Consider the following 12,175-nt stretch of genomic DNA (forward strand, 5'->3'; position numbering starts at 1 on the left):
ATCAGCTGTTCCTCAGGGCGTAGTGGGCGCTGACCTGGGAAGCGGTCAGTGCGGTCGGATAGACGGCGGTCTCGTCGATCTGCCCGGCGAAGAAGTTGCTCGTCGGACGGCTCGGCCAGCTGGCGAGGTTGTCCCCGCCGATCCGCCAGTAGCCCGGGGCGCTCTCGTTGGTGGAGTACAGGATGTTCGACGCGCGCAGCTGCCCGTCGACGTAGAGCGCCATCCCGCCGGGCCCCTGGGTGGCGACGACGTGGTGCCACTGGCCGTCGTTGTACGCCCCCGTGGTGGCGACGGTCCGGGTGCCGCCGCTGTAGACACCGAAGGTGAGGCGTCCGTCGTTGCGCATGTAGACGTGCTTGTCGTGGCGGGTGCTGTTCTGCTGGGTCAGGTTCCCGAAGCCGATGATCTTCCCGCCCCGGGTGGTGGTGGTCTTGATCCAGGTCTCGACGGAGAACCGGGCCGGGGCCGGGTGGAGCCGGTTGCTGTAGGCGTACTCGTCGGTGCCGTTGAACCCGATCGCGGTGGACGGCCCTGCGACGGCCGCCGGGGTCTGCCGGTAGGCCGGGGCGTTGCGCAGGAACCCGTTGTTGAGGTTGCCGCTGCTGTCGTGGGCGAAGGTGGAGGTGCCCTCGTCGTAGCGCCAGTAGAGGGTTGCTCCGTCGTCCTTGACCCGGGCGGCGTAGGCCTCGGTGGCGGTCGCCACGGTGGCTGACTGGGCCGGGGACTTGGCGCTGGTGTTGACGCCGTCGCTCGCGGTGATCCGGTACGAGTAGGTCTGGCCGGCCACGACGTCGGTGTCCGTCCAGTTCAGCTGCGGCCGGTTCCAGAAGACCGAGTAGCCGGTCGTGGTGTGGATGGGCGTGTTCGACCCGTCCTTGTAGATCCGGTAGGTCAGCTCACCGTCGTCGGTGTCGAAGCTGGTCTGCCAGTTCACCTCGATCTTCCCCGGATTCAGCGTGGACAGGCTGACGTTGGGCACCCAGGGCGCCCCGGTGTCCGGGCCGTCCGCGAACCGGGTCAGCCCCTGCTGGGGGGCGCTGTTGACGGTGGTGAACTCGCCGCCGACCCACAGGTAGTGGCGGCCGTCCTTGCCGGTCTGGGTCATCACCCGCGGACCGACCGGCTCCCCGATGCCGTCGTTGGTGTCCGGGAACCAGGGCAGCAGCTTCGGGTCGTCGACCGACTGGGCCAGCAGGTGCTTGCGCGGCTGGTCGGGGAAGGCGCCCATGGAGGCGCAGTCGTGGGCGTGGCTGCCGCTGTAGAGGACACCGGAGTAGACCGCCACGGCCTGGGTGGCGCCCAGGCAGGTGTCGCGCCAGCGCTGTTGGAAGTCGCTCAGGTTCAGCGCGATCCGGCCGTCGAAGACCCCGCCGCCGCTGCCCTCGTTGGCGGTGTAGAAGCCGGTGGCGTCGGTGGTGATGTCCTGGACGGTGGAGTTGTTGTGGATGAACCCCGGATAGCTCTTGGTGAGTTGCCCGGTGGTGGCGTTCACCACGGCCAGCGCGTGGGTGGTGGTGCCGTTGATCCGGAAGAAGTCCCCGCCGAGCAGCACGTTCTGCCCGTCCGGGGTCACCTCGATCGCCCGGGCCACCTCGTCGGCGTTGGCCGTGAACGGCAGGAGCGCGGCGCCGGCGGTGGAGACGGCCGCGAAGTGGCTCCTGGTCTGGCCGCCGACGCTGGTGAAGTCACCGGCCAGATAGACCGTGTCGGACGTGACGGCGAGCGCCCGCACGGTGGCCGAGACGGCGATCTTGAAGTTGTTGCGGACGGTGCAGGTCGCGGTGTCGATGGCAGCGAAGTTGCTGACCCCGACCCCGTTCACCGCCCCGAACTGGCCGCCCGCGTACAGCGTCTCCCCGTCGGGGGAGAGCGCCAGCGAGCGTACGGTCGCGGTCCCCGAGGAGATCGTGAACGACAGAGAGCAGTCCGTGGGTGCCCCGGTCGCCGCGTCGAAGGCGGCGAAGTTCACCGCGGGCTGCTCATTGGTGCCGGCCGCCGCCTTGGGCGGCCGCAGGGTGGAGAAGGTGCCGCCCGCGTAGACGACGCCGTCGCCGGCCGCCATCGACCAGACGATGCCGTTGGTCTGCCAGGTGGAGAGGTCGTCCGCGGTGATGGCCACCGGAGGGGTCAGCGCCGCTGCCGGGGAACCCCCGACCGCCGTGGCGGTCAGGGCTCCGGCCAGCAGGCAGAGAGCGGCGGAAGCGGCCCGAATACGGCCACGTCCTCCGGATCTTTGCCCCGTACTTCCGTTCATCATTCAGCTCCGAAGGTGAGAACGAGCTGCGGCCTGGCGGCCGCCGATCCTGCCTCGCTCGACCAGACGCGCAGACTGTCGGTCCCGCTGCTGGTCAGGGCGAGTGAGTAGGCGGAGCCGAGGGCCCCGCCCAGTGCCGGCGCGGTGAGCTCCACCGAGTAGTCGGTGGAGACGGCGGTTGCGCCGGTGATGCTCCCCAGCACGGACGCGGAGAGCGCCGGCCGGGAGTTGTAGGTGACCGCCGACTCGGTCCAGGCGCCGGTGACCGGCACCACGGTGTGGCTGTCGGTGGAGCCCGCCGTCGGATCGGACGACGTACGGAACTGGAGCCGGGCCCCCTTGAGGACCTGCCCGGCCGGGGCGGCGGGCAGGGCGAAGCGCAGATAGCTCAGGTAGGGCGAGGTGCCCCGGGAGGCCAGCTGCTGGTCGTTGTAGTTCGCGTTGGCCGCCACGCCGTTCACGTACGCGTCCTCGGTGGGCAGGAGGCTCACCGTGGTGTCGCCGGGCGGGGCGGGCACCTGGGCCAGCTGGTGGTGGGCGGCGACCTGGGCGGCGGTCAGCGCCGAGGGGTAGATCGCCGTCTCGTCGACCTGACCGGCGAAGTAGGTGGATGAAGGGCGGTTCGGCCAGGCGCTGTTCATCGCGTCACCGCCGACCCGCCAGTACCCGTTGTACGAGCGGTTCCCCGCGGTCGTGTTGGAGGCTACCCGCCCCCCGTCCACGTACAGCGCCATGCCGCCAGGCCCCTGGGTGGCGACCGCGTGGTGCCACCGCCCGTCGTTGAAGCTCCCCGAACTGGTCAGGGTCGGGCGGCTGCTGGTGCTGCCCACCTGGACGCCGAAGGCGAGCCGACCGTCGTTCGTCAGGTAGAGCAGCTTGTCGGAGGTGGAGCTCGTATGGCCCTGCGCCGTACCGATGTTGTTGCCGAACCCGACGATTCGCCCGCCGCTCGTCGACGTCGTACGGAACCAGGTCTCGATGGAGTACGGGGTGGGCGAGACGTAGCGGTGCAGCCGGTCGCTGTACACGTACTCGTCGCTGCCGTTCAGCGCGAGCGCGGCCGAACCGGCGACGGCCGAGGGCGTGGCCCGGTACGTGGGGGCGTTCACGTACACCCCGCCGTTCCGGCTGGCCGAGGCATCCGAGGCGAAGACCCCGCCGGGCTCGTCGTAACGCCAGTACAGATCCGCCCCGTCGGCCAGCACCCGCTCCTGGTACGGGGAGGCGGACGACGCGGCGGTCACGGAGACGACGGGGGAGAGCGCGCTGGTGTTGCCGGCGCCGTCGGTCGCCGTGATCCGGTAGGAGTACGTCCGGCCCACGACCACGTTGCGGTCGGTGAAGGCCAGTTGGGGGCGGCTGAAGAAGAGGGACGAGCCGGTCGTCGTGTGCACGGGCACCGCACCCCCGTTGCGGTACACCCGGTACGTCAGCAGGCTGTCGTCCAGGTCCAGCGAGGACCGCCAGCTCACCCGCACCTCACCCGCGCGCGGCGCCGACGCACTGGCGGCGGGCAGACTCGGCGCACCGGTGTCCGGAGTGTTCGCGAACCGGGTCAGCGCCTGCTGCCGCACCCCGTTGACCGTGGTGAACTCCCCGCCCACCCAGAGGAAGTCACGGCCGTCGCGGGTGGAGATCGTCAGCGCGCGGGGCCCGACCGGCTCCCCGATCCCGTCGTTGGTGTCGGGCAGCCAGCCCAGCAGCGCCGGATCGTCGACCCTCTGCGCGGTGAGGTGCTTGCGCGCCTGGTTGGGGAAGCCGCCCATCGTGGAGCAGTCGTGGACATGGCTCGCCGCGTAGAGCACCGCCTTGTACACGCGCAGCGCCTGGGTGGCGCCCTGGCAGGTGTCCCGCCAGCGCTGGCCGAAGCCGTCCAGCTCCATCGCGAGGCGGCCGTCGAAGGAGTTGCCGCCCCGGCCCTCACCGGCCGCGTACCAGCCGCCCGAGGCGGAGTCCGTGACGATGTCCTTGATGACGGCGGTGGAGGGGATGAAGTTGTTCGGATAGCCCCGGGTGAGCGATCCGTTGGCGGCGCTCGTCACCGCGATCGCGTGGGAGTTGGCGCCCCCCACGGTGAAGAAGTCGCCGCCGATCAGCACCGACTGCCCGTCCGGCGTCACCCTCAGGGTCCGCCCCGGGGCGTCCGCGTCCGGATTCCACCCGGTCACCGCACCCGCCGGGGTCAGCGCGCCGAAGTAGCGCCGGGTCTGGCCGTTCACCGACTGGAAGTCGCCGCCCGCGTAGACCGTGCCGTTCGCCGCCACGTCCAGCGCGCGGACCGTCGCCGAGAAGCTCGGCGCGAACCCCGCCCGCCGGGTGCAGGTGGCGGTGTCGACGGCGACCAGCCCGTTGGCGCTGCTCCCGTTGACCGCGTTGAAGTAACCGCCCACGTACAGCGTCGACTTGTCCGGAGAGACGGCGAGCGCCCGCACGGTGGCGGTGCCGCTGCTCCGGGTGAAGGACAGCGAGCAGCCGGCCGGAGCGCCCGTCGCCGCGTTGAACGCCGCGAAGTTGACGGCGGGCGTGGAGGCGCCACCGGAGGGCGTACCGGCCGGGCGGACGGCGGAGAAGGTGCCGCCCGCGTAGACGACCCCGTTCGCCTCCGCCAGCGACCACACGATCCCGTTGGTCTGGTAGGTGGGCAGATGGTCGGCGGTGAAGCCGACCGGGTCCGTCAGCCCTGCCGCCGGGGGCGCGGCGGCCACCGGGGCGAGCACACCGGCGGCCAGCGCGAGAACCGCGGTGAGGACCCGGCCGCGCAGGCGGCTCAAGCCCCCTGCTCCCGTACGTCCTCGACCTCCCGCCCCCCTCATCTGTCCACCCGGACGGCGGCCCCGGTCAGCTGGTCCGAGAGCAGGCGGATGTCCGCGTCGACCATGATTCGGGCCAGCTCGCGCGACTTCACCTCGGGCTTCCAGCCCAGCAGCTCCTCCGCCTTGGACGCGTCACCGATCAACGCGTCGACCTCGCTGGGGCGTTCGTACTTCGGGTCGTACCGCACATGCTCGGCCCAGTCGAGGCCCGCGTGCTCGAAGGCGAACTCCAGGAACTGCCGGACGCTGACGCCCTCGCCCGTCGCCACCACGTAGTCGTCCGGGGTGTCGCACTGGAGCATCCGCCACATCGCGTCCACGTACTCCGGCGCGTATCCCCAGTCCCGGACCGCGTCCAGGTTGCCCAGGTGCAGCCGGTCCTGGAGCCCGGCCTTGATCCGGGCGACGCCCCGGGTGATCTTCCGGGTCACGAAGGTCTCACCGCGGCGCGGCGACTCGTGGTTGAAGAGGATCCCGTTGACGGCGAACATGTCGTACGCCTCGCGGTAGTTGACCGTCGCCCAGTACGAGTAGACCTTCGCCACGCTGTACGGGCTGCGCGGGTGGAACGGGGTCTTCTCGTTCTGCGGCGGCGGGCTGGCGCCGAACATCTCGGAGGACGACGCCTGGTAGATCCGGGTCTGGACACCGCTGGCCCGGACCGCCTCCAGCAGCCGGATGGTGCCCAGCCCGGTGACGTCACCGGTGTAGAGCGGGGCGTCGAAGGAGACCCGCACATGGGACTGGGCACCCAGGTTGTAGACCTCGTCTGGCTGGATGTCGCGCAACAGGTTGACCAATGCCACACCGTCGGTCAGATCAGCGTGGTGCAGGACGAAGGAGCGCTCCGGCTCCTCGGGGCCCTGGTAGATGTGGTCGATCCGCTCGGTGTTGAAGCTCGATGAGCGACGTATCAGGCCGTGGACCCTGTACCCCTTGTCGAGCAGCAACTCCGCCAGGTACGAGCCGTCCTGGCCGGTCACTCCCGTGATGAGCGCGGTCTTCGCCACGATTCCCCCTTCTCTGCTGTCCGCCTGTGCGACGAACAAGTCACCGACATATCGGAATTGGAGCGTTCTGCGGCAAAACATCACCGCAGTCCCTTACTGCTGGCACAATCCGAGCCATGACGACCGAACTCCCCGTCCCACCCCAGGAATCCGCCCGTCCCCTACTGCGCCCGGGCTCCCGCATATTCGTCGCGGGGCACCGCGGGCTCGTCGGCTCGGCGGTGTCCCGCCGCCTCGCCGACGAGGGCCACGAGGTCCTCACTCGCGGCCGCGACCTCCTCGACCTGCGCGACGCCGCGCAGACCGAGACGTATCTGCGGGACATCCGCCCGGACGCCGTGGTGCTGGCCGCCGCCAAAGTGGGCGGGATCATGGCCAACAGCACCTACCCGGTGCAGTTCCTGGAGGACAACCTCCGCATCCAGCTCAGCGTGATCGCCGGGGCGCACGCGGCGGGGACCGAGCGGCTGCTCTTCCTCGGCTCGTCGTGCATCTACCCCCGCCTCGCGCCCCAGCCGATCCGCGAGGAGTCGCTGCTCACCGGCGAGCTGGAGCCCACCAACGAGGCATACGCGCTGGCCAAGATCGCCGGAATCGTCCAGACCCAGTCCTACCGCCGGCAGTACGGCGCCTCCTACATCAGCGCCATGCCCACCAATCTCTACGGGCCCGGCGACAACTTCGACCTGGAGACCTCGCACGTCCTGCCCGCGCTGATCCGCCGCTTCCACGAGGCGCAGCGCGACGGGGCGCCGGAGGTCACCCTGTGGGGGTCCGGCTCGCCGCGCCGCGAGTTCCTCCACGTCGACGACCTGGCCGCCGCCTGCGTACGCCTGCTGGAGGCGTACGACGGTGACGCGCCCGTCAACATCGGCTGCGGCGAGGACCTCACCATCCGTGAACTCGCCGAGACGGTCGCCGATGTGACGGGCTACCGGGGCCGGATCGGCTGGGACACCTCGAAGCCCGACGGGACCCCCCGCAAGCTGCTCGATGTCTCCCGCCTCACCTCCCTCGGCTTCAAGCCGCAGATCCCGCTGCGAGACGGCATCGCTCGCACCTATGCCTGGTGGCTCGGCCAACTCCCACCCGTCGCATGACCGTTCACCACTGCGCGCACCGGACGCGCAGTGGTGAACCAGGGTTCCTCGCATCATCGGGCCCGCCGTTCTCAGTAGGCCCCGCGGCCGTCGGTGACGGCGCGCACCGTACGGGCGAGGAGCCCCATGTCCGTGGCCACCGACCAGTTGTCGACGTACCACAGGTCCAGCGAGACGGTCTCCTGCCAGGAGAGGTCCGAGCGCCCGCTGACCTGCCACAGTCCGGTCAGCCCCGGCTTCACGGCCAGCCTGCGGCCCTCCCGCTCGTCGTACCGGGAGGCCTCCTCGGGCAGCGGGGGCCGGGGCCCCACCAGGGACATCTGACCCAGCAACACGTTGAACAGCTGCGGGAGCTCGTCGATCGATGTCCGGCGCAACGTCCGCCCCACGGGGGTCACCCGCGGATCCTGCCGCATCTTGAAGAGCGGCCCGTCGACCTCGTTGGCCTCGGTGAGCTGCTCCTTGCGCGCCTCCGCGTCCGCCACCATCGTACGGAACTTCCACATGGTGAAGGGCCGGTTGTGGAGTCCCTGGCGGACCTGCCGGTGGAAGACCGGACCGCGCGAGGAGAGCCGCACGCTCAGCGCCACCGCGAGCAGCAGCGGGGAGAGAACCAGCAGGCCGAACAGGGCGCCGCCGCGGTCCAGTACGGCCTTCAGGATCCCCTGCGGCCCCCCGCGCAGTGGTGGCGCGATGTGCAGCAGGGTGAGCCCGGCAGCCGTCACCGGGCGGACCCGGCCGGCCGCGATGCCGGAGAGTTCGGAGACCACGCACAGGGCGATACCCGCGTCGTGCAGCCCCCAGCCGAGCCGCCGCAGCCGGTCCCCGGTCAGCTGGGGCCCGGGAGCCACCAGCACCAGGTCCGCGTCGTGGGCGTAGGCCCCGCCGAGCACCGTCGTCACGTCGTCGTCCGCCGGGCGGGAGGTGAGTCGCCCCGGCACCGGCATGTTCTCGAACCCGGGTCGGCCGGGCCCCACAGGAATCGCGGCCACCAGCTGATATGCGTGGTCCGTACGGGAGTTGAGCAGCCCGGCTGCCCGGTCCAGCCCCGCGGTCTCACCGACCAGCAGCACCTTGCGCACTCCTCGCCCTCGCCGCCCGGTCCGGGGCCAGCGCCGCAGCCCCTCCACGGTGGTGGCGACCAGCAGCCCCGGCGCCAGGGCGACGACGGCCGTGGCCGGGGCCACGGAGCCCCCCACCGCCGCGTGCAGGACGGCCAGCACCCCGAGGAGCACCAGCCAGTCCCCGAGGGCACCGAACGCGCCGCCCGGTTCGGCCCGCACCGGGTCGGCGTACCGTCCGCGCGCACCGCGTAGACCGGTCCAGAGCAGGCCGGCGACCGTGGCGGCCAGCCACGGGCGGGGCTGCTCGCCCAGGTGCAGCAGCAGCCAGGCCGGCCCGGCCAGGGCCAGCAGGTCGGTCAGCGCGCCGACCGACGCACGGTGGACCGGCTTCCGGCAGGCCGGAACCCGCTCGGCCGCATCGCGCTGTGCTGTCGGCGCCCTCCACAGCTGTTCCAGGGCCGCCGTACGATTCCGGGAGGCGGCGGTGCGGGGACGCGGCGCGCCCCGGAGCCCCACCGGCCCGGATATGTCAGTCTCCGGTATTTCGACATGCCCCATGAACCCCCCAGTCACAGTCGCACCCCCGCAAACGCGACGCATCCGCCGATCCCATGGACTGACGGATGCGCCCTCGCTCGGTGCACGATATCCACACACGTGCCATTTCGCTGGAGTTCCAGTGAAGTTCAGACGGCTCGGTCCAGACACCCGCGATCCGGCGCATCCTGCCGATCTCCCCGGCAGAGGGCGTCTATTGACGGTTCAATAGATCGGCAAGCGCTTGTGGAGCGGGGCGGCGGGTGGCTGGACGCGGAGGCTCGCACTCCGGCGCACGCCGGAGTGAACGTACGAACCTCCTGGCAGCGACCTGTGCGGCCAGGAGGCTCGTGGTCCGTGGGCGGCCGCCCGGGGTGGAAGGGGGCGCCTGCGGGGTCGCGCGAGGCCTGTCGTGCGCCTCCCGGTCCGGAGGTGGATCAGCAGACCGCGGCCAAGGTGCCCTGCCGCGAGGAAAGTTACCGAGATCACAGTGTGGGCCCGGTCGCCGCGACGCTGCCGCCGGACGTTCTTCCCGTACCGGAGGCGCCCCCGACGCCGCCGCCGGCCGTGGAACCTGCGCCGCCTGCCGATGAACCGGAGGAAACGGAGGCGCCGGGGCCGGGGCCGGGCGGATCTAGCCGCTGCCGGTGACCATGATGTTCTGCCCGGTGCGGTCGCCGTGTCGATGGTGGCCCGCGACAGGTCGCAGGTCGTGCCCCGTCGGTGATCGCGGGTCCCGGTCGCCGCGGCGGCGGGGGAGGCGAGGGAGCCCGGAAAGCGATCGGATTCAACCCAAGTCGACCGGCGGAAAAGCCTGTTCCGTCCAGATGGTCTTCCCTGCCGGGGTGTAGCGCGTCCCCCACCGCTGGACGAGCTGGGCGACGATGAACAGCCCGCGCCCGCCCTCGTCGTCCTCCGCGCTGTGGCGCAGATGCGGCGAGGTGTGGCCGGTGTCCGCGACCTCGCAGAGCAGGGTCCGGTCCCGGATGAGGCGCAGCCGCAGCGGCCCGCCTGCGTGCCGGACCGCGTTGGTGACCAGCTCGCTGACGACCAGTTCGGTGGCGAAGGACAGCTCCTCCAGCCCCCAGACACCCAGTTGACGGGTGGCCAGTTCGCGCGCCCGCCCCACCGTCATCGCCTCGGCCGGCAGATCCCACTCCGCGACCTGCCCATCGTCCAGCTGCCGGGTCCTGGCCAGGAGGAGGGCGGTGTCATCGGCGGTCGTGGCGTCCGGCACCAGCTCGGAGACGGCTCGGTCGCACAGCTCCTCCAGCGAGGCCGCGGGGTCGCCGAGCACCCGGCCCAGCGCGTCCAGCCCCTGGTCGATGTCGTGGTCGCGCGCCTCCACCAGACCGTCCGTGAACAGCGCCAGCAGGCTCCCCACCGGCAGCTCGATCTCCATGGACTCGAAGGGCAGGCCGCCCAAGCCCAGCGGCGGCCCGGCCGGCAGGTCCGGGAACGTGACCTGCCCGTCGGGACGCACGACCGCCGGCGGCAGATGTCCGGCGCGCGCCATGACGCAGCGCCGCGAGACCGGGTCGTACACCGCGTACAGGCAGGTCGCCCCCGTGGTCAGCTCGTCGTACGCGTCGGAGGCCGCGCCGTCCCGCGTGCCCGGCCGCTCGTCCAGCGGCTGCCCCACCAGGTCGTCCAGCCGGGTCAGCAGCTCGTCCGGTGCCATGTCCAGCTGGGCGAAGGCGCGCACGCTCGTGCGGAGCCGGCCCATGGTGGCGGCCGCCTGGAGGCCGTGGCCGACCACGTCCCCGACCACCAGGCCGACCCGGGTCCCGGAGAGCGGGATCACGTCGAACCAGTCGCCGCCGACCCCCGTCACATCGTCCGACGGCAGATAGCGGTAGGCGATCTCGACCGCGGACTGCGGCGGCACATGGTGGGGCAGCAGCTGGCGCTGGAGGGCGAGGGAGGCGGATCGCTCGAGGGTGAAGCGGCGGGCGTTGTCGATACAGACCGCGGTCCGGGCCGCCAGCTCGTCCGCCAGGGCGACCTCACCGTTGTCGAAGGTGTACGCCGGGCCGTGGGCGACCGTGCGGCGGGTGGCCCCGGGACGAGGACTCCGTACGAAGGTGATGAGCCCCAGCACGCTGCCGCCGACGCGCAACGGGACGACCAGGACATGGTCGTCGAGTACGAGACCGCCGGAGGCCAGGGAGCGGTCCTGGGGCGACCCCGGGGGATAGGCGATCGGGGGGTAGCGGTGGACCGGACCCTCCGGTCCCTCCGGATGCGGCGCCGGGTCGGCCACCTCCGGGTCCACGGAGTGTTCACCGATCCGCAGCAGATCCATGGCCACCGAGCTCCCGATCGCCGGGAGCTCCCCGCTCATCACCGTCACCCGCGCGACGTCGACCCGTACGGCGGCGGCGAACTCCGGCACGGTCACCTCGGCGATCTCCTCGGCGGTGGTGACCACGTCCAGGACCGTGCCGATCCGGCGGCCGACCTCCACCAGCAGGGCCAGGCGCTGCTGGGCGCGCTGGCGGTCGGAGATGTCGAAGGCGTCCTCGCAGACCCCGAACACATGGCCGTGCGCGTCCTGCAACCGGTAGTAGGAGCACGACCACAGGTGTTCCGTAACCGGGTCGCTCGGCGGAATCCCCTGGAAGTGCAGGTCCAGGACGGGTTCGCCGGTGTCGATCACGTGGTGCATCACGGCGTCGAGCGTCTGCGGGTACCCCGGGGTGATGAAGCGGCCCCCGGAGTACAGCTCGTCGGCCCGCATGCCCCGGTACTCGGCGAGCGGCTTGCCGATCTCCCGCTCGTAGGCGGTGTTGCTCCAGGTCAGCCGGAGGTCGGTGTCGTAGATCGCCAGGCCGACGGGCGACTGGGTGGCGAGCCCCTGGAGCAGGGCGAGCCGGGACTCCCACTGCCGCAGCGCCCCGAGCTCGGCCGCGACCAGCACCCGGCCCGGGGAGTCGGCGCCGAGCCCGCCCGCCCCGCCCGCGAGCGGGCACATCGTGGTCGCCACCAGCAGCTCATGACCGTCCCGGTGACGCGCGAGCCGGATCTCGTTGCCGCCGGGCGGCGGGCCGGGTCCGGGGCGGGCCGCGGGGCCGAAGGGGTGCGCGGGGTTCGTGGTGCCCCCGCTGCCGGAGGTGCCTGGCGGCTCCGAGCCGGCTGGGCGGTCCGATGTGGCAGGGAGCGGCCCCTCTGCGGGCAGGGGCGACAGGAACGCGCTCAGGGGCCGACCGACCGCCTCGTGCGGACCGAACCCCAGCAGCTCGGTGGCGGCGGGACTCCAGCCGACGACCGTGTCCCGGCCGTCCAGGACCAGCGTGGCCGCCCTGGCGATGTCCAGGGGGCCACGGAAGTCGTCGGCGGCATCCGCCGCCCTGGTCGCGCTCACCGCGCCACACCGGCCTGGTCCATGGTCTTCAGA

At 71.8% G+C, this 12,175-nt stretch carries 6 protein-coding genes; 1 reads left to right on the top strand and 5 read right to left on the bottom strand.

Annotated features, from left to right (window positions below):
* Window position 1 precedes the first annotated feature (1 nt).
* From AMK21_RS32160 to gmd, 3 genes are read right to left on the bottom strand one after another with little or no spacing between them, the layout of a single operon-like run.
* Window positions 2-2,257 (bottom strand): LamG domain-containing protein, encoded by a 2,256-nt coding sequence (locus AMK21_RS32160; RefSeq protein ID WP_073882688.1) that lies wholly within the window; start codon window positions 2,255-2,257, stop codon window positions 2-4.
* A complete protein-coding gene (locus AMK21_RS32165; RefSeq protein WP_079181309.1) occupies window positions 2,254-5,067 on the bottom strand; it encodes a LamG-like jellyroll fold domain-containing protein in 2,814 nt (937 codons plus the stop codon). The genes AMK21_RS32160 and AMK21_RS32165 overlap by 4 nt, the downstream gene beginning before the upstream one ends.
* Window positions 5,064-6,077, bottom strand: a complete 1,014-nt coding sequence (gene gmd, locus AMK21_RS32170) for a GDP-mannose 4,6-dehydratase (protein WP_073882689.1) — start codon at window positions 6,075-6,077, stop codon at window positions 5,064-5,066. The genes AMK21_RS32165 and gmd overlap by 4 nt, the downstream gene beginning before the upstream one ends.
* Before the next feature lie 116 nt (window positions 6,078-6,193).
* Here gmd and AMK21_RS32175 point away from each other — a divergent pair, with 116 nt between their 5' ends.
* Entirely contained in the window at window positions 6,194-7,177 is a 984-nt protein-coding gene (locus tag AMK21_RS32175; protein ID WP_073882690.1) for a GDP-L-fucose synthase family protein, read from the top strand.
* Window positions 7,178-7,248: 71 nt separating this feature from the next.
* Here AMK21_RS32175 and AMK21_RS32180 read toward each other — a convergent pair whose 3' ends face one another.
* Window positions 7,249-8,799, bottom strand: coding sequence for a sugar transferase (locus AMK21_RS32180; protein WP_199863325.1), 1,551 nt, complete (start codon window positions 8,797-8,799; stop codon window positions 7,249-7,251).
* 766 nt (window positions 8,800-9,565) lie between these two features.
* A complete protein-coding gene (locus AMK21_RS32185) occupies window positions 9,566-12,142 on the bottom strand; it encodes an ATP-binding SpoIIE family protein phosphatase (RefSeq protein WP_073882692.1) in 2,577 nt (858 codons plus the stop codon).
* Between the last annotated feature and the right edge of the window lie 33 nt (window positions 12,143-12,175).

The sequence above is a fragment of the Streptomyces sp. CB00316 genome (genome assembly GCF_001905595.1).
Lineage (GTDB): Bacteria > Actinomycetota > Actinomycetes > Streptomycetales > Streptomycetaceae > Streptomyces.

What these genes read in the sequence shown, in the direction of transcription:
- AMK21_RS32160 (WP_073882688.1), bottom strand. Translation starts at nt 2,257, where the DNA reads ATGATGAACGGAAGTACGGGGCAAAGATCCGGAGGACGTGGCCGTATT.
- AMK21_RS32165 (WP_079181309.1), bottom strand. Translation starts at nt 5,067, where the DNA reads ATGAGGGGGGCGGGAGGTCGAGGACGTACGGGAGCAGGGGGCTTGAGC.
- AMK21_RS32175 (WP_073882690.1), top strand. Translation starts at nt 6,194, where the DNA reads ATGACGACCGAACTCCCCGTCCCACCCCAGGAATCCGCCCGTCCCCTA.
- AMK21_RS32180 (WP_199863325.1), bottom strand. Translation starts at nt 8,799, where the DNA reads ATGGGGCATGTCGAAATACCGGAGACTGACATATCCGGGCCGGTGGGG.